Here is a 17,768-nt window from a genome sequence, read left to right on the forward strand (position 1 = left end):
GACGTTCGGCGTCGCGCTGCAGCGACGAGCGTCGTTGCAGCGCACTGGATTCCGTGACTAATCGTCGTCCTTCTCGGACTTGTCGGAATCCTCGGCGTCGTCCTTCTTGTCGGAGTCCTTCTTGTCGTCGTCGTCCTTGTCGGAGTCCTTCTTGTCGGAGTCCTTATCGTCGTCCTTCTTGTCGTCGTCAGAATCCGACGACGAAGACGTGACGAGTTCGAGGACCGCCCAATGGCTGGGCGACAGCAGCACAGACCACTTGCCCTCTTCGCGGCCGAGCTTCAGAACACCGTCGTCGAGCTCCCAGACGGTGTCGTCGTCGTGCGTGGATTCCTGCCCGTCCGAGTACGTGAGTTTGAAAGCCATGCCGGTGTGTGCCCCAACCTCGGCCGTGTTAATCCCGTCACACCGTAGGAAGTGGACGCGCGGCGTGTCAGCGAGGCGCGTGGGCCAGGAACGTGTGCACGATGTTGCGCTGCCAACCCGAGACCGTCTCGCTGCGTACGTCGACGAAACCGTTGCGCTGCAGGCGTTCCCGGAACGCAGTGGCTCCGTCGAAGTCGTTGACGCTGGTGCGTAGGTAGCGGTAGAGCCCCGCGTCGCCCGAACGAATCTTGCCGCTGGGGATGATGATGGCCGCGCAGACCAGATTCCATGTCACGCGGGCGACGGCGGAATCGCGCACCGAGTACTCGTGCGCGGCGAAGACGCCGCCGGGGGTCAACAGTCCGCGCAGTGTCTGCAGCACCGGATCGGGGTCCGGCAGGTTGCGCACCAGATAGGCCGCGAGGATGCCGTCGAACGGTCCGGTGACCCCGGCCTCGGTCAGACCTTCGGCGCGGCTGTGCACGAACCTGACCGAATCCGGCCACTGTTTGGCCCGTGCCTGCGCCAGCATTCCGGCCGACCCGTCGACGCCGATGATCTCCGCGTGCGGCGCCGCCTCCAGCAGCGCGGCCGTGGAGGCGCCGGTGCCGCAGCCGATGTCGAGCAGCCGCAGCCCGCGGCCCTGATCCGGCAGGGCCATACGCTGCGCCGACTGCCGGAGGTGCTCGTGATAGCCCGGGTTCGCGCCGACCAGTCCGTCGTAGGCGTCGGCGCCGGCATCGAAGGCGTCGGGAACGTCGTAGGCGCCGCGTGTCATCGACCGAACTCTACCCACGGGCCGTCACAGCTTCGCGATCACGTTCTCGGCGAACATCTCGAGGTTGCGGATCTTGGTGTCGAGCGGCTCGGTGTCGGGACCGGTGATGTAGGGGATCCGGAAGCCGACGATGACGTCGGTGATGCCCTTGTCCTCGAGCCTCTTGACGCCGTCGAGGGTGTACGCGTCGATCGAGATGACATGGATCTGGTAGTCGTCGTTGTCTGCGCTGCCCTCCTCCTCGCGGAAGCGGGCGAGCTTGGCCAGCAGCCCGTCGAGCTCTTCCGGGTCGCCGCCGCCGTGCATCCAGCCGTCGTTTCGGGCCGCCCGCCGCAGTGCCGCATCGGCGTGCCCACCGATCAGGATCGGTACGGGACGCGACGGCGCCGGGGTCATCTTGGTCTTGGGGATGTCGTAGAACTCCCCGTGGAACTCGAAGTACTCGCCCGAGGTCAGGCCGCGGATGATCTCGATGCATTCGTCCATCCGCTTGCCGCGGCGAGCGAACGGCACACCCATCAATTCGTAGTCCTCCGGCCACGGGCTGGTGCCGACGCCGAGGCCCAGTCGGTTGTCGAACAGCGCGGCCAGCGAACCGGCCTGCTTGGCGACCAGCGCCGGCGGCCTGATCGGCAGCTTGAGGACGAAGTGGTTGAAATGCAGCGTGGTGGTCACCGCGCACAGCGCCGCGGTGAGGACGAACGACTCGATGAAAGCTTTCCCGTCGAGGAATTCGCGGCTGCCGTCAGGGGTGTACGGATAGGTCGAATCCGACTCGAACGGATACGCGACGCTGTCGGGGATCGTCATCGCGTGGTAGCCCGCCGCTTCGGCCGCCTTGGCCAGCGGGATGTAGTACGTCGGGTCGGTCATGGCTTCTGCAAAGGTGAACCGCACATCGCCTCCTGGTCGTCGCTGACCACACACTAGAACGTGTTCTAGATTCTGCGGGGCGCAACCGTCTTACAGGATGGGGACCTCGATGTCGGTGGTCGCCAGCGCGAACGGGGGAGTGCCCGTGCCCATGACCGTGATGCCGCCCTGCGTGGTCCGTTCCGTCAGTCGTGCGCGGACCGACTCGCCGTCTGCGGCGATGTCCACATCGGACGGTATCCGGATGTCCGCGAGCTCAGTCAACAGCGTTCCGCGCCAATGGAAAAGGCCGTCGATCGGGTCGAGCTGCCCGGTGAGCCGCACCCGCGCCTTGACCTCGTGCCCGTCGACGGTGACCGTCGCGATCCCGTCGTAGACGGCGTCGTCCAGATCGTCGGGCAGCTCGTCACTGAGCCGCTCGACCTCGAACGCCGTCGGGATCTTCGCGCCGACCGCGCGCCAGTACCGTCCGCCGCGGTGCTCCCCGGCTCGGCCGCGCTGGTTGAAGATGCGTTGCGAGGCGGGGCGCACCTCGATCCGCGAGCCCCCGGTGCGGCCGAGATGGTCCAGGCATTTGGCGATGTAGCTCTTCCGCGCGGCGGTGTCCGGTCCCGACAGCAGGAAGTAGTTGGGCACCCCGGCCACCGCAACCCCGAGGTAGGGAAGGAGGCCGTCGGACGGTGCCGCGGTGCCCGCCGGCAGCGTGCCGTCGGTCGCGATCAAGACACGCGCCGTGCGGTCACCCACCTGCCAGGTGTGTGTCCCCTCGTCGAACTCGGCAGCGACGGAGCCGCTGACGTACATGACCGTCTCGGTCACAGGAACCCGGTGCGCTGCCACACGCGGCGTGCAAGCGGTCCCATGAGGTCGACCTCGGTGAGGAACGCCGCGAGCGGTGCGAAGCCCAGCGTCTGCACCTCGCGGCGATGCGGGCTGCTGCGCGCGATGCGTCGTGCCTCGTCGGGGTCGAGACCCACCCGCGAGTACTGCACCCGGTTGGTGAACAGATGCCGGAAGAACAACCCGCCGGCGCCGTTGATGTTGCCCACCCACATGCGCGACAGCCGCCCCAGCTGCGGTGCGCGCTTGCGCAGACCGTCGCGGGCGAACTGGATGTGGCGCGCCTCCTCGGTGACGTGGATGCGCATCAGACGTTGCACGAGTGGCTGCAGTTCGGGATCGTCCATCATCTGCCGCTGCAGGGAATCGAAGATCTCCTCACCGACCAGAGCGGCCACCCACAGCAGCGAGCCCCGGAACGCGAACGGCAGCATGTTGATCATCACGCGTTGATACAGCCTGGGCCGCACCGGTTTTGCGCCGATGTGCTCGATCGCTTTGCCGAACATGACCATGTGGCGGGTCTCGTCGCCCAGCTCGGTGAGCTCGTAATGGGTAGCGCGCGCGGTCGGGTCCTGATGCATCATCTTGCGCAGCAGGGCCTGGTTGAGGATGTTCTCGAACCAGATGCCCGCCGACAGCGTGTTCGCCAGCTCCTGGCGCGACAGCTCGATCTGTTCTTCGCGAGACATGCTGTCCCATAACGGGGTTCCATACAGGGACACCACTTTGGGGGGCAGGAAGAACTTGTCCGGCTCCAGTGGGGCGTCCCAGTCGATGTCGACGACGGGCGCGTAGGACTTCTTCACCGAGCCCTTGAGCAGGCGGTCGGCGAATCCGTCGCGTGTCGTGGGGCTGCGCTGGGCGGGTGGAGCTGTCATCGTCGACATCCCTTCGGCCGTGGTGATCATGACGGTAGGGAGCGGTGCGCCGTCATGTCAATACCCGCGGTACCGCATACCTTTGGTACTGGCCCCTGTCGGCGCCGACGGGGCATGATGACAACCGTGACGTCGTTTCTGCTGCGTGCCGCGCTCACCGGGGTGGCGCTGTGGGTGGTCACCCTGGTCGTCCCGGGAATCGCCTTCGTCGGAGGTGACTCGACTCCGGCGCGAATCGGCATCATCTTCGTGGTGGCCATCGTCTTCGGGCTGGTCAACGCCATCATCAAGCCGATCGTGCAGATCATCTCGATCCCGCTCTACATCCTCACGCTCGGCCTGATCCACATCGTGATCAACGCGCTGATGCTGTGGATCACCTCGTCGATCACCGAGCACACCACCCACTGGGGTCTGTTCATCGACGATTTCTGGTGGACCGCGATCTGGGCGGCGATCGTGCTGTCGATCGTGAGCTGGGTGCTGTCGCTGGTCGTGAAGGCAGACTGAACAGATGCCAGAACTGCCCGAGATCGAAGCGCTCGCCGACCATCTGCGCCGGCACGCGGTCGGGCAGACCGTGCGACGCGTCGACGTCGCCGCGCTGTCGGTGCTCAAGACCTTCGATCCGCCGCTGTCCGCGCTGCACGGCCGGGAGGTGACCGCCGCGAACCGGTGGGGCAAGTACCTCGGCCTGCAGGCCGGCGAGCTACACCTCATCACTCATCTGTCGCGTGCCGGCTGGCTGCGCTGGTCGGACAAGCTGTCGCCGACACCGCTGAAACCGGGCAAAGGACCCATCGCGCTGCGGGTGCACCTCGGGGACGAGGGCCTCGGCTTCGACCTGACGGAGGCCGGCACGCAGAAGCGGCTCGCGGTGTGGCTGACCACCGACCCGATGGCCGTGCCGCAGATCGCGTCGTTGGGGCCCGATGCGCTGGCGCTGACCGTCGACGGCCTGGCAGATGTGCTGCGGAGCAACTCCGGGCGCATCAAGACCGTGATCACCGACCAGAAGGTGATCGCCGGGATCGGCAACGCCTACAGCGACGAGATCCTCCACGTGGCCAAGCTGTCGCCATTCGCGACGGCCAACAAGCTGACCGAGGCGCAGCTCGCCGCGCTGCACGACGCGATGGTCTCGGTCCTGACCGACGCCGTGACCCGCTCGGTCGGTCAGCAGGCCGCCACGCTCAAGGGTGAGAAGCGATCCGGGTTGCGGGTGCACGCTCGGACCGGCATGCCGTGTCCGGTCTGCGGCGACACCGTGCGGGAGGTCTCGTTCGCCGACAAGTCGTTCCAGTACTGCCCGACATGTCAGACCGGCGGCAAGGTGCTCGCCGACCGGCGAATGTCCCGCCTGTTGAAATAGCTCGGCACCAACCCGCGCGCGTTCCCCCCGCCCAAACCGACGTTTGGGCGCGTTTTCGGGGCCTTTTCGCGCCCAAACGTCGGTTTGGGCGGGGGTGGAGCGCTCGATTTCGGCGCAGTTGTCTAACTCGGTTATCCTGCCGCAATGACTCGGCAGAAGATCCTGATCACCGGTGCGAGCTCCGGGCTGGGCGCCGGAATGGCCCGCCAGTTCGCCGCCAAGGGCCGCGACCTCGCGCTGTGCGCCCGTCGCCTCGACAACCTCGACGAACTGCGGACCGAGATCACCTCGCGGTATCCCGGCGTGCGTGTCGCCGTCGCCGCCCTCGACGTCAACGACCACGACCAGGTGCCCAAGGTCTTCGCCGAACTCGCCGAGGAACTCGGCGGTATCGACTGCGTGATCGTCAACGCCGGCATCGGCAAGGGCTATCCGCTCGGCGGCGGCAAACTGTGGGCCAACAAGGCCACGCTCGAGACGAATCTCGTTGCCGCCCTTGTACAGATCGAGACCGCGCTGGAGATGTTCAAGGCCGCAGGTAAGGGCCACCTCGTCCTCGTCTCCTCGGTGCTGGGCAATGTCGGCGTGCCCGGCCACAAGGCTGCCTACGCGGCCAGCAAGGCCGGCGTCACGTCGCTGGGGGAGTCGCTACGCGCGGAGTACCCGTCGGGACCCATCAAGATCACGGTGCTCGAGCCCGGCTACATCGAGTCGGAGATGACCGCCAAGTCGAACTCGACGATGCTGATGGTCGACAACGAAACCGGCGTCAAGGCGATGGTGGACGCCATCGAGAAGGAAAAGGGCCGCGCCGTCGTGCCGGGCTGGCCGTGGTGGCCGCTGGTCGAGGTGATGAAGCTGCTGCCGCCGAAATACACCAAACGCTTCGCCTGAACCCACAGGAACGCGTGCTTTCATCGTCGGATGCATAATCTCGACCGCCGCAGTCTGATGGTGATGTCCGGGATCGGCCTGCTGGGCGCGGCTCTCCCGACAGCGACGTCCCGGGCCACTCCGCCACCGGCCGCGCCGCCGCCCCCGGGAAAGTACCTGTTCGAAGACCACTTCGACGGCCCCGCCGGCTCCGCGCCGGACCGGTCGAAGTGGGAGATCGCCACCGCGCGTGAGTCCATGGAGGACCCGACGTACTGGGAGCTGCCCGGCAACGTCGGCCAGTACCGCGACGACCGTCGTAACGTCTACCTCGACGGCAAGTCCAACCTGGTGTTCCACGCTGCCAAGGACGGCGACACCTACTACAGCGGCAAGATCTTCGGCACCTTCCGTGGCGGCATCGGCCACAACTGGGAGGCCCGCATCAAGCTGAACTGCCTGACCCCCGGCTGCTGGCCGGCGTGGTACCTCGCCAACAACAACCCCGTCAACGGCGGCGAAGTCGACATCATGGAGTGGTACGGCAACGGCAGCTGGGCGCCGGGAACGGCGGTGCACGCCAAGCTCAACGGCGGCGAGCACGTCAGCCAGACCATCTCCGTCGACAGCGCGTGGCACACCTGGCGGGTGCAGTGGGACGACGCCGGCATGCGGTTCTGGCGGGACTACACCGACGGCGCCGCACCGTATTTCGACGTGCCGGCACATGCACTGCCCGACTGGCAGTTCAACGAGCCGGGCTATCAGCTGTTCCCGATCCTCGACTTGGCCGTCGCGGGCTCAGGCGGCGGCGACCCGCGCGGTGGCAGCTATCCGGCCGAGATGCTGATCGACTACGTCCGCGTCTGGTAATCGCGATTTCGGCGTAGATTGCCGTCGGTCGCCGACGAAAACCACGCCGAAATCACCACGCGGCTTGACACGCTGTTGGGTTTTCCCAACAATTGCTTGTATGAGTCCAGTGCGACGGGGGGAAACCTTCCCTATCCACAACCGCATCGGCGTGCTTCGGGCCGAGCGGGGGATGTCGCGGGCACAGCTGGCCGACCTCATCGACGTCAACCCACAGACCGTCGGCGCGCTCGAGCGGGGCGACCACTTCCCGAGCCTCGATCTGGCCTTCCGCATCTGCGCAGTGTTCGACCTCCCCGTCGAGGCGGTCTTCTCCCGCGAACCGTTCACCCCCTTGTCGACGGCGCTCTACCCCCGGAACCGCAATGGAGGGACCGACCATGCCTGACGTGACGCTGATCGACCGGTACCAGGATTACCGCACGCGACAGTTCGTCAAGAACGAAAAGCGCTACGCCGAGTGGTTTCCCGCGTGGCGGACGCAGCGCCGCCGCCGCGCGCTCGTCATGCTCCTCGCGGCCACATTCACGGTGATGTTCGTCGTCAGCGTGCTCTGTGCGTTCGGGCTGAGCTGGGCGCCGCTGCTGTGGTTGCCCGCCACCGTGGCGTTCCTGCCGATCTGGGTGATGCTGCAGATCGTGTCGGGCCGTCAGGGCGACGCGCCCCATCTGACCCTCGACGAATACGAACTCGCACAACGCAACAGCGCCCGATCCATCGGCCTCACCGTGACCCAGTACCTGATGATGGTGCCTGTGGCCTACCTGATCTTCGGGGCCACCGCCACGGGCGGCGCCGACACCGACATGGCCTACGCCGGCGGGCTCATGGCGCTGACCGTCCTGCTCATCGGCGGGTGCACCCCCGCGATGATCCTGGGTTGGACGCGGCCCGACCCCGACGCCTAGACCGAGCGACCTCGCTCCGCCCGGCTCAGGCTGATCGACCTCGCTCCGCTCGGCTCAGGCTGATCGACCTCGCTCCGCTCGGCTCAGGCTGATCGACCTCGCTCCGCTCGGTAGCGGCGCACCAGGGCGTCGGTCGACGAATCCGACTGCGTCGCAGGCGAATCATCCTCGGTCAGTACCGGCAGCAGCGCCTTGGCCTGGGTCTTGCCCAGCTCCACACCCCACTGGTCGAACGAGTCGATGCCCCACACCACACCCTCGGTGAACACCTGATGCTCATAGAGCGCGATCAGCTGGCCGACCACCGACGGAGTCAGCTTGGTCGCCAGGATCGAGGTGCTCGGCCGATTGCCCGGCATCACCTTGTGCGGCACCACATTCGATGCCGTGCCCTCGCCCGCGATCTCGTCGGCCGTCTTGCCGAAGGCCAGCACCTGGGTCTGGGCGAAGAAGTTGCTCATCAGCAGGTCGTGCATGCTGCCGGTGCCATCGGCGGTCGGCAGGTCATCGGTGGGCTCGCTGAATCCGATGAAGTCGGCCGGGATCAGCCGGGTGCCCTGGTGGATCAGCTGATAGAACGCGTGTTGGCCGTTGGTGCCGGGCTCACCCCAGAAAATCTCACCCGTACTCGTCGTCACCGGTGACCCGTCGGCGCGCACCGACTTGCCGTTCGATTCCATCGTCAGCTGCTGCAGATACGCGGCGAACCGGGACAAGTCGTTCGAATACGGCAGCACCGCACGGGTTTCCGCACCGAAGAAGTTGTTGTACCAGAGTCCGATCAACCCCAGCAGCGCCGGCGCGTTGGCCTCCAGTGGGGCGGTGCGGAAGTGCTCGTCGACGAGGTGGAAGCCGGCCAGGAACTCGGCGAATCGCTCCTTGCCGATCACGGCCATCACGCTCAAGCCGATGGCGCTGTCGACCGAGTAGCGGCCGCCCACCCAGTCCCAGAAGCCGAACATGTTGGCGGTGTCGATCCCGAACTCGTCGACCAACTTCGCATTCGTCGACACGGCCACGAAATGCTTGCTCACCGCGTCATCGCCCAGCGCGTCGGTGAGCCAGCGTCGTGCCGCCGTCGCGTTGGTCAGCGTCTCCAGCGTCGAGAACGTCTTCGACGCGACGATGAAAAGCGTTGCGGCCGGGTCGAGTCCGTCGAGCGTGGCGACGAGGTCGGCCGGGTCGACGTTCGACACGAAGCGCGCCGAGACGCCCGCGTCGGCGTAGTGGCGCAACGCCTGGTACACCATCACCGGACCCAGGTCGGAGCCGCCGATGCCGATGTTGACCACGCACGTGATGCGCTCACCCGTCGCGCCGCGCCACTCGCCGCTACGCAGCCGGTCGGTGAAGTCGCCCATGCGGTCGAGCACCTCGTGCACGTCGGCCACCACGTCCTGGCCGTCGACGCTCAGCGCCGCGTCGCGGGGCAACCGCAGCGCGGTGTGCAGAACCGCCCTGTCCTCCGAGGTGTTGATGTGCTCACCGGCGAACATGGCGTCGCGCCTCTCCGGCAACCCGGCTTCGCGCGCCAGATCCAGCAGCAGGCTCAGCGTTTCGCCGGTCACGCGGTGCTTGCTGTAGTCGATGTAGAGGTCGCCGACGGTCAGCGTCAGCTCCCTTCCCCGCGCGGGATCGTCGGCGAAGAGCTGACGTAGATCGGTGGCGCCGATCTGTTCGTGGTGCCGGGACAGTGCCTGCCATGCCGGCGTGGCCGTGATGTCGGAGGAGCCCATGAAAAGAACCCTAGTGCGGTCCACTTGACCGAGGGTGTAAGACGTGGGGTATGGATACCACCACCCTGTTGAACTCCGTTCCCACCGGTCTTTGGATCGGTGGTGAGGAGCGGCAGGGTTCGTCGACGTTCGACGTGCTCGACCCCAGCGACGATCAGGTGATCACCAAGGTGGCCGACGCCACCCCCGACGACGCGCGTGCCGCACTCGATGCTGCCTGCGCAGTGCAGGCCGAGTGGGCCGCCACGGCGCCGCGCAAGCGTGGCGAGATCCTGCGGGCGGTGTTCGAGACGATCACCGAACGCGCCGACGACATCGCGGCGTTGATGACGCTGGAGATGGGCAAGGTCGTCGCCGAGAGCAAAGGCGAGGTCACCTACGGTGCGGAGTTCTTCCGGTGGTTCGCCGAAGAGGCGGTCCGGATCGACGGCCGGTACACCGCGAGTCCCGCTGGGACGGGGCGCATCCTGGTCACCAAACAGGCCGTCGGACCCTGCTACGCCATCACGCCGTGGAACTTCCCGCTGGCCATGGGCACCCGAAAGATGGGGCCCGCCTTTGCTGCCGGCTGCACGATGATCGTCAAGCCGGCGCAGGAGACCCCGCTGACGATGCTGCTGCTGGCCAAGCTGATGGACGAGGCCGGCCTGCCCAAGGGTGTGCTGTCGATCCTGCCGACCAGCAATCCCGGCGGCGTCACCGAGGCACTGATCAACGACGGCCGGCTGCGCAAGCTGACGTTCACCGGCTCCACCGGCGTCGGCAAGGCGTTGGTCAAGCAGTCCGCGGACAAGCTGCTGCGGACGTCGATGGAACTGGGTGGCAACGCGCCGTTCATCGTGTTCGACGACGCCGACGTCGATGCCGCGGTCGACGGGGCGGTGCTGGCCAAGATGCGCAACGGCGGCGAGGCGTGCACCGCGGCCAACCGGTTCCACGTCGCCAACGCGGTGCGGGAGGAGTTCACCGAGAAGCTGGTCAAGCGGATGAGCGAGTTCACCCTCGGCAAGGGTCTCGATTCGTCGTCGACGCTGGGCCCGCTGATCAACGCCAAGCAGGTCGCCACGGTCACCGAGCTCGTGTCCGACGCGGTCTCCCGCGGCGCGACCGTCGCCGTCGGCGGCGTCGCGCCGGATGGGCCTGGGAACTTCTACCCGGCCACGGTGCTGACCGACGTACCGGCAGACGCACGCATCCTCAAGGAAGAGGTCTTCGGGCCCGTCGCACCGATCACCGGGTTCGACACCGAAGAAGAAGGGGTGGCCGCGGCCAACAACACCGAGTACGGGCTGGCCGCCTACGTCTACACCCAGTCGTTGGATCGCGCCCTGCGCGTAGCCGAGGGCATCGAATCCGGCATGGTCGGCGTCAACCGCGGCGTGATCTCCGATGCGGCCGCGCCGTTCGGCGGAGTCAAGGAATCCGGGTTCGGTCGTGAAGGTGGCAGCGAGGGCATCGAGGAGTACCTCGACACGAAGTACATTGCGCTGACGAAGTAGCGCGCGCCTTCCGGATTCGGCGCCCGATCCTCCCTAGGCTTCCTTGTTCGAAGGCAAGGAGGGCCACAGGAGTTGACTGCCGTGAGCGCGGCGCCGATCCGGGTGGGCCCACGCCGCTATGTCGGTTCGGGCCAGGGGATACCGGCGCTCGACGGGGTGCGGGCCATCGCGGTCGGCTTGGTGCTCGCCGACCACGGCGGAGTGCCGGGACTGCCGGGGGGATTCCTCGGCGTCGACGTGTTCTTTGTTCTCAGTGGGTTCCTCATCACCTCGCTGCTGATCGACGAGACGACCCGGACGGGGCGGATCGGGCTGCGGGGGTTCTGGGTGCGCCGCGCCCGCCGGTTGCTGCCCGCACTCGTGGTGATGGTGCTGGCCGTCGTGGCTGCGCGCGACCTGTTCGCCCCGGAATCGGTCGCCGGTCTGCGTGAGGACGCCGTCGCCGCACTGTTCTGGATGTCGAACTGGATGTTCGTCGCGCAGCAGACGGACTACTTCTCCACCGGCGCGCCACCGTCACCGCTGCAGCACACCTGGTCGCTCGGCGTGGAGGAGCAGTACTACCTGCTGTGGCCGCTGCTGATCGCCGGGATCGTCGCGGGGCTCGGCGCGATCGCCTACCGCCGTGGCGTCCCGGTCACCCCGACGATGGTCCGCACCGCGGTGTTCGTCGTCGCCACGCTCGGCGTCCTCGGCTCGGCGGCCGCGTCGGTCGCGCTGGCCTCCGACGACGCGCTGCACCGCGTGTACTTCGGGACCGATACCCGCATGCAGGCTCTGCTCGTCGGCGCTGCTGCGGCCGCGCTGGTGGTGCGTGACTGGCGCGGCATGACAGCCGGTCTGGTGACGCTGCGCTCCCGTTGGACCCGCTGGCTGGCCTGGGTGCTCCCGGTCCTCGGGCTGCTGGTGCTGGCGACGGCGGCGCATCTGGCCGTCGGGACGGCGGCCGAGTTCCGGGGCGGACTGCTGATCGTGGTCGCCGTGGCGGCCGTGCTGGTGATCGCCCCGGTGGCGCTGGATCAGACAAGCCCGGCGGCGCGGATGCTGTCGATGGGGCCGCTGGTGGGCCTGGGTGCCATCTCCTACGGCGTCTACCTGTGGCACTGGCCGCTCTTCTTGCTGCTCAACGGTGAACGCACCGGGTCCGAGGGTTGGAAGCTGTTCGCGCTCCGCTGTGCGGCGACCGTGGCGGTGGCGGCGGTCTCGTGGTGGTTGATCGAGCAGCCGATCCGGGATTGGCGTCCGACGTTCGTCCCGATGCTGCGGCTGTCGGCGGCGACGGCCGCCACCGCGGCGGTCGTGGCGATGACCGTGCTCCCCTCCGGCGTGCCCTTCCCCAAGCCGGGCACCGGCCCGCTGATCGATTCGGCCGCGCTCGTCGCCCCCGAGATTCCGGTCGCCGTCACCCAGCCGGCGCGCCAGCGGGCTCCCGGGGACGTGCGGGTGGCGGTCTTCGGCGACTCTGTCGCATGGACGATGATGCGGTACCTGCCCGACACCCCTGGGGTCGACTTCGCCGACTTCACCACGATCGGCTGCGGCATCGCACGCGGCGGGCCGTATGAGTACGTGGGTCAGGAACTCCAGCAGAAGCCCGAATGCGATTCCTGGCCGGCGCGGTGGGCACAGCGCATCGGCTACGAGAAACCGGATGTGGTTCTGCTGATGGTCGGCCGGTGGGAGGTGGTCGACCGGATGAACGAGGGCAGCTGGACCCACATCGGCGAGCCCGGCTACGACGCCTACCTCCGCGGCGAGCTCACCCGCGCCCTCGACATCCTGGGCTCCACGGGCGCCCGGATCGTCGTCACGACCGAGCCGTACAACCGGCGTGCGGAGAAGGCCGACGGCAGCCTCTACCCCGAGGATCAACCCAAGCGGGTCGATGCGTGGAACACCTTGCTGCGCAACGTCACCGAAGCGCGCCCCAACGTGACGGTGCTCGACCTGAACCGCAAGCTCAGCCCCAACGGCTACTACCAGGCGAAGGTCAACGGGATGGTGGTGCGCGCCGACGGCGTGCACCCCACGCCCGAAGCCGTCGAGTGGCTGACGCCCTGGCTGGTCGACGCGGTCAAGCCGCGGTGATTTCGGCGTGTCTGTCGTCGCCGAGCGACGACGATCACGCCGAAATCGCGGGAGGTCAGTGGCCGAGGCGGCCGCGGCCCAGCCGCAGCAGCAGCATCGCGAGGTTCTTGCCCTCGGGGCCCAGCACGCTGTAGCGCTCGATGACCTTCATCTCGCGGCTGTGCACCAGGCGGGTGCCGCCGGAGGCCATCCGGGCCTTGCCGATGATCTGCGAGACCTCGGTGCGCCGCTGCACGGCCTCGAGGATCGTCGCGTCGAGGCGATCGATCTCCTGGCGCAGCTCGTCGATATCGGGCGCCTGTGCGGTGTCTGTCGTCATGTCGTTCTCCGGATTCTCGTCGTGTGGCTGGTCTGGTCTCATCCGGTTCCGGGCCTCACACAACAGACGAGCCCCGGGTCCGGAAGCGGACCGCGGGGCTCTGGGAAGCAGCTAGACCACGGGCACCGCTGGCCGGTACCCGTAGAAAAATCGCCGCTGCTGACAAAGCACTCAACGAGTGTGCCACTACCTGCCGCGCCTGCGCAAAGAGTGTCACCGTTCGGCGGTAAGTTTGGAACAGTATGTCGATCGCAACAGAAACAGATGAGCTCTTAGACGGGCTCAATCCCCAGCAGCGCCAGGCCGTCCTCCACGAGGGCACGCCGCTGCTCATCGTCGCCGGAGCAGGCTCCGGTAAGACGGCGGTACTCACCCGTCGTATCGCCTATCTGCTCGCGGCGCGCGAGGTCGGCGTCGGCCAGGTCCTCGCGATCACGTTCACCAACAAGGCCGCCGCCGAGATGCGCGAGCGCGTGGCGCAACTGGTCGGTCCGCGGGCCCGCAACATGTGGGTTTCGACGTTCCACTCGACGTGCGTGCGGATCCTGCGTAACCAGGCGTCGCTACTGCCCGGGTTGAACTCGAACTTCTCGATCTACGACGCCGACGACTCACGTCGTCTGCTGCTGATGATCGGCAAGGACATGGGCCTCGACACCAAGAAGTTCTCCCCGCGGCTGCTCTCGAACGGCATCTCGAACCTCAAGAACGAGCTGATCGGTCCCGAACAGGCCGCCGCCGAGGCGTCGGAGGCTGCGGAGGACCTAGCCCGCGTCATCGCCGAGGTGTACGCCGAATACCAGCGTCGGCTGCGGGCGGCCAACGCGCTCGACTTCGACGACCTGATCGGCGAGACGGTCGCCGTGCTGCAGGCCTACCCGCAGATCGCGCAGTACTACCGGCGCCGCTTCCGGCACATCCTGGTCGACGAGTACCAGGACACCAACCACGCGCAGTACGTACTGGTGCGTGAACTCGTGGGAGGACCCGCGACGGAATCCGACGATCCAGCCGGGGTGGCGCCTGCAGAGCTCTGCGTTGTCGGCGACGCCGACCAGTCCATCTACGCGTTCCGCGGTGCGACGATCCGCAACATCGAGGACTTCGAGCGCGATTATCCCAGCGCCACAACGATTCTGCTCGAACAGAACTACCGCTCCACGCAGACGATCCTGAACGCTGCCAACGCCGTCATCGCGCGCAATGCGGGTCGGCGGGACAAGCGGCTGTGGACCGACGCCGGCGAAGGGGAGCTCATCGTCGGCTATGTCGCCGACAACGAGCACGACGAGGCCCGGTTCGTCGCTCAGGAGATCGACGCCCTCGCCGACGGGGACGCCGAGTTCTCCTACAACGACGTCGCGGTGTTCTACCGCACCAACAACTCCTCCCGCGCCCTCGAAGAGGTGTTCATCCGCGCCGGCATCCCGTACAAGGTCGTCGGCGGCGTGCGCTTCTACGAGCGTCGTGAGATCCGCGACATCGTCGCCTATCTGCGGGTGCTCGACAATCCCGGCGACTCGGTCAGCATGCGGCGCATCCTCAACACGCCGCGCCGCGGCATCGGTGACCGCGCCGAGGCATGTGTGGCGGTGCACGCCGAGAACACCGGCTCGAGTTTCAGCGACGCCCTGGTGGCCGCCGCCGAGGGTAAGGTGCCGATGCTCAACACCCGCGCGGAGAAGGCGATCGCCGGCTTCGTCGAGATGCTCGACCAGCTGCGGGGCGGCCTCGACGGGGAGCTGGGCGAGCTGGTCGAGTCGGTGCTCGACCGCACGGGTTACCGCGCCGAGCTCGAAGCCTCCACCGATCCGCAGGATCTGGCAAGGCTCGACAACCTCAACGAATTGGTCAGCGTCGCACACGAATTCAGCATCGACCAGGCCAACGCGCGAGCGCTCGCAGAAGACGAGCCGCAGGACGAAGACGTCCCCGACACCGGGGTGCTCGCCTCGTTCCTGGAGCGTGTGTCTCTGGTGGCCGACGCCGACGACATCCCCGAGCACGGGTCCGGCGTGGTCACGATGATGACGCTGCACACGGCCAAGGGCCTGGAGTTCCCGGTGGTATTCGTGACCGGATGGGAAGACGGCATGTTCCCGCACATGCGGGCACTCGGTGATCCCGTCGAGCTCTCCGAGGAACGCCGGCTCGCCTACGTCGGCATCACACGGGCTCGTCAGCGGCTCTACCTCACCCGGGCCAAGGTCCGTTCGTCATGGGGCCAGCCGATGCTCAACCCGGAATCCCGCTTCCTGCGGGAGATTCCGCAGGAGTTGATCAACTGGCGCCGTGTCGAGGCCCCGACATCGCACTTCTCCGCGCCGGTGAGCGGGGCGGGCCGGTTCGGTACGCCCCGTCCGTCACCCGCGCGGTCGTCGGCCGGAAAGAGGCCGCTGCTGGTGCTCGAGCCCGGCGACCGTGTCACGCACGACAAGTACGGGCTCGGTCGCGTGGAGGAGGTCTCGGGCATGGGGGAGTCGGCGATGTCGCTGATCGACTTCGGCAGTGCCGGGCGAGTCAAGCTGATGCACAACCACGCGCCGGTGAGCAAGCTCTAGCCTGAACGGCCCCAGCGCGCCGTCTCCGGGAGCAGTGCCAGCACGATCGACGCCACCGGAAGCACCGGCATGCCGTAGACGAGGAATGGCAAGGCGGCGCCCGCGACGAACAGCCCCGCGAAGATGAGCAGCGCGACCGCGGCGCCGACGATCACCAGCAGCCTGCCCATCCTGCGCCGCAGGAGCAGAGCGATCAGCCCGCCGATGGTGGCCGCGGCGGAGATCGCGGCGAGGAAGCCGATGGCGACGCAGAACAGCGGGTCGGTCGCCGACCAGCCGGAGATCAGGTTGGTCGCGATGACCGCGGTGGCCCACCCGGACAGGATGCTGACAACGGCGGTCACGATCGCCGACCGGGCGGGCACGCGCGGCTCGTGCGGCGGACCGACGGCGACGGGTTGGGCGCGGGGCAGGTAGCCGGTGGCGGGCTCTTCCGCGGCGGGGAACTCGCCGGTGGGGTGACGACGGATGATCGAGGTGGCCGGTTCCGAGGAGGACTCGACAGGCTGCGAGCCTGTGGTCAGCGGAGCCCGGCGCAGAATCCGGGTGTCGGCATCATCCGACGAGGAGTCGGGGTGCTCGGGTTGATCGCCTGCGTCGCTGGCCACTCAGCCAACGTAGCTGCCCGGCGACAGTCCACGCTTGGCCAGCCACCCGACAGGGTCGATCCGGTTCGAGCCGTCGAGAAGCACTTCGAAGTGCAGGTGGGGTCCGGTGGAGTTGCCCCGGTTGCCCATCGTGGCGATCTGGTCACCGGCCATGACGCGCTCCCCGACGCTGACCAGCCATGTGTTGATGTGGCCGTACAGCGTCACGGTGCCGTCGGAGTGCTTGAGTTTGACCCAGGCGCCGTAGCCGGCGGTCGGGCCGACGTCGATGACGACGCCGTCGGCGGCCGCGAGGATCGGCGTGCCGATGCTGTTCGCGATGTCGATACCGCCGTGCAGCACACCCCAACGGAACCCGAAGCCGGATGTCCACACCCCGCGCGTCGGCATCACGTACTGCGGACGGGCCAGGCGCGCCTCGCGCTCGGCGCGTTCCTGCGCGAAGGCGGCGGCCTTGGTGATCTCTTCGGCGTGGATGGCGGAGTTTGCTGCGGGTGCGACGGTGACGATCTGCATGCCGTCGACAGAGCCGGTGATGACGCCAGGGCCGCCCAGCGTGGTCGAGTCGGACGCGAGCACGGTCTCTGCAGGTTGCTTCTCGGCGGCGGTCGTGACGCTGTACGCCCCGGCGGCGGTCGCGCCGACGGCCATGGCCGCAACCATCAGCCGACCCTTGACGGGTACTTCGGGTTTGCGGTGTTGGCCTGCCCGGCCGCGCATGTCGATGACGTCGGTGGTGGCGTTGCCGTCGCTGCGGTCGGTATGGCTGTCGCGATAGGCGCGTGAGCTGCGGGAGGTGCTGCTCGCCGCGCGGAATTCGGCCGGCACGAGGCGCAGCGGCTGCAGGTCATCGGTGTCGAGAAGATCGTCGAGTTCGGGAGCGCGGATGACCTGCGTGTCGCGGTCGAACACGTCGTCGGCCGGGCAGTCGAGATCGTGCAACTCGCCCAAGGCGCCGAACTCGTTGAACGGAATGATGTCAGTGACTTCGGTGGCTGCAGGCGCCGCGAGGGCCTCGGAGAGGCGAGGCGATCGATGCTGAGCCAACCTGAGACGTCCTTAATCTCTCGTGAGCCGTCGTGACCAGACCGTTATCTAGACCACAGGACGTTAACCAAAATCCAATGCGAGTGCCAACCCGTGACTGTAGTGGACCGGAGAATGTGACTTGAATCACGATTAGGGGGCCGGTG

17 protein-coding genes and 2 pseudogenes are annotated in these 17,768 nt (G+C 67.4%); 10 read left to right on the plus strand and 9 right to left on the minus strand.

Translation table 11 applies throughout. From position 1 onward, the window contains the following. Window positions 1-57 precede the first annotated feature (57 nt). From ACZYYX_RS14430 to ACZYYX_RS14450, 5 genes and pseudogenes are all read right to left on the minus strand, one after another. A complete protein-coding gene (locus ACZYYX_RS14430) occupies window positions 58-366 on the minus strand; it encodes a hypothetical protein (protein WP_463815201.1) in 309 nt (102 codons plus the stop codon). A gap of 67 nt (window positions 367-433) precedes the next feature. Next, window positions 434-1,144 (minus strand): class I SAM-dependent DNA methyltransferase, encoded by a 711-nt coding sequence (locus tag ACZYYX_RS14435; protein ID WP_463815202.1) that lies wholly within the window; start codon window positions 1,142-1,144, stop codon window positions 434-436. Window positions 1,145-1,168: 24 nt separating this feature from the next. Continuing rightward, window positions 1,169-2,041 (minus strand): LLM class flavin-dependent oxidoreductase, encoded by an 873-nt coding sequence (locus ACZYYX_RS14440; RefSeq protein ID WP_463815203.1) that lies wholly within the window; start codon window positions 2,039-2,041, stop codon window positions 1,169-1,171. A gap of 66 nt (window positions 2,042-2,107) precedes the next feature. Beyond that, complete coding sequence (locus ACZYYX_RS14445) at window positions 2,108-2,836, minus strand: DUF4873 domain-containing protein (protein WP_463815204.1); 729 nt, start codon at window positions 2,834-2,836, stop codon at window positions 2,108-2,110. Continuing rightward, window positions 2,836-3,738: pseudogene (locus ACZYYX_RS14450) on the minus strand (AurF N-oxygenase family protein); the annotation flags it as partial. The gene ACZYYX_RS14445 and the pseudogene ACZYYX_RS14450, both read right to left, overlap by 1 nt. Before the next feature lie 126 nt (window positions 3,739-3,864). Here ACZYYX_RS14450 and ACZYYX_RS14455 point away from each other — a divergent pair. From ACZYYX_RS14455 to ACZYYX_RS14485, 7 genes and pseudogenes are all read left to right on the plus strand, one after another. Next, entirely contained in the window at window positions 3,865-4,248 is a 384-nt protein-coding gene (locus ACZYYX_RS14455; protein WP_463815205.1) for a phage holin family protein, read from the plus strand. Window positions 4,249-4,252: 4 nt separating this feature from the next. Continuing rightward, window positions 4,253-4,498: pseudogene (locus tag ACZYYX_RS14460) on the plus strand (DNA-formamidopyrimidine glycosylase family protein); the annotation flags it as partial. 138 nt (window positions 4,499-4,636) lie between these two features. Next, complete coding sequence (locus ACZYYX_RS14465; protein ID WP_463815804.1) at window positions 4,637-5,110, plus strand: zinc finger domain-containing protein; 474 nt, start codon at window positions 4,637-4,639, stop codon at window positions 5,108-5,110. Between the two features lie 144 nt (window positions 5,111-5,254). Then, on the plus strand, window positions 5,255-6,004 hold the full coding sequence (locus ACZYYX_RS14470) for an SDR family oxidoreductase (RefSeq protein WP_463815206.1): 750 nt from the start codon (window positions 5,255-5,257) through the stop codon (window positions 6,002-6,004). Between the two features lie 30 nt (window positions 6,005-6,034). Further along, window positions 6,035-6,856, plus strand: coding sequence for a glycoside hydrolase family 16 protein (locus ACZYYX_RS14475; protein WP_463815207.1), 822 nt, complete (start codon window positions 6,035-6,037; stop codon window positions 6,854-6,856). Between the two features lie 100 nt (window positions 6,857-6,956). Next, the gene (locus tag ACZYYX_RS14480) at window positions 6,957-7,244 is read left to right on the plus strand and encodes a helix-turn-helix transcriptional regulator (protein WP_463815208.1); all 288 of its coding nucleotides are present in this window, start codon (window positions 6,957-6,959) and stop codon (window positions 7,242-7,244) included. Further along, window positions 7,237-7,764 carry a hypothetical protein gene (locus tag ACZYYX_RS14485; protein WP_463815209.1) on the plus strand — a complete coding sequence of 176 codons (528 nt, stop codon included), beginning with the start codon at window positions 7,237-7,239 and terminating at the stop codon, window positions 7,762-7,764. The genes ACZYYX_RS14480 and ACZYYX_RS14485 overlap by 8 nt, the downstream gene beginning before the upstream one ends. Window positions 7,765-7,847: 83 nt before the next feature. Here ACZYYX_RS14485 and pgi read toward each other — a convergent pair whose 3' ends face one another. Further along, complete coding sequence (gene pgi / locus ACZYYX_RS14490) at window positions 7,848-9,500, minus strand: glucose-6-phosphate isomerase (RefSeq protein ID WP_463815210.1); 1,653 nt, start codon at window positions 9,498-9,500, stop codon at window positions 7,848-7,850. 50 nt (window positions 9,501-9,550) lie between these two features. On the opposite strand from pgi, the gene ACZYYX_RS14495 reads away from it, so the two are divergent. After that, window positions 9,551-10,999, plus strand: a complete 1,449-nt coding sequence (locus ACZYYX_RS14495; RefSeq protein ID WP_463815211.1) for an NAD-dependent succinate-semialdehyde dehydrogenase — start codon at window positions 9,551-9,553, stop codon at window positions 10,997-10,999. Window positions 11,000-11,071: 72 nt separating this feature from the next. Continuing rightward, window positions 11,072-13,087 carry an acyltransferase family protein gene (locus ACZYYX_RS14500; RefSeq protein ID WP_463815212.1) on the plus strand — a complete coding sequence of 672 codons (2,016 nt, stop codon included), beginning with the start codon at window positions 11,072-11,074 and terminating at the stop codon, window positions 13,085-13,087. Window positions 13,088-13,142: 55 nt separating this feature from the next. Here the strand turns inward: ACZYYX_RS14500 and ACZYYX_RS14505 are convergent, their stop codons facing one another. Then, window positions 13,143-13,448 carry a chorismate mutase gene (locus tag ACZYYX_RS14505; protein WP_463815214.1) on the minus strand — a complete coding sequence of 102 codons (306 nt, stop codon included), beginning with the start codon at window positions 13,446-13,448 and terminating at the stop codon, window positions 13,143-13,145. A 200-nt stretch (window positions 13,449-13,648) separates the two neighbouring features. Between ACZYYX_RS14505 and pcrA the strand changes: the two genes are divergently transcribed. Further along, entirely contained in the window at window positions 13,649-15,967 is a 2,319-nt protein-coding gene (gene pcrA, locus ACZYYX_RS14510; RefSeq protein ID WP_463815215.1) for a DNA helicase PcrA, read from the plus strand. Here the strand turns inward: pcrA and ACZYYX_RS14515 are convergent. Both ACZYYX_RS14515 and ACZYYX_RS14520 read right to left on the minus strand, forming a co-directional pair. Next, window positions 15,964-16,575 (minus strand): hypothetical protein, encoded by a 612-nt coding sequence (locus ACZYYX_RS14515; RefSeq protein WP_463815216.1) that lies wholly within the window; start codon window positions 16,573-16,575, stop codon window positions 15,964-15,966. The genes pcrA and ACZYYX_RS14515 overlap by 4 nt on opposite strands. Next, window positions 16,576-17,622: a M23 family metallopeptidase gene (locus ACZYYX_RS14520; protein WP_463815217.1), complete on the minus strand. Its 1,047-nt coding sequence runs from the start codon at window positions 17,620-17,622 to the stop codon at window positions 16,576-16,578. Window positions 17,623-17,768: the final 146 nt, after the last annotated feature.

Source organism: Mycobacterium sp. IDUB_1 (assembly GCF_055419625.1).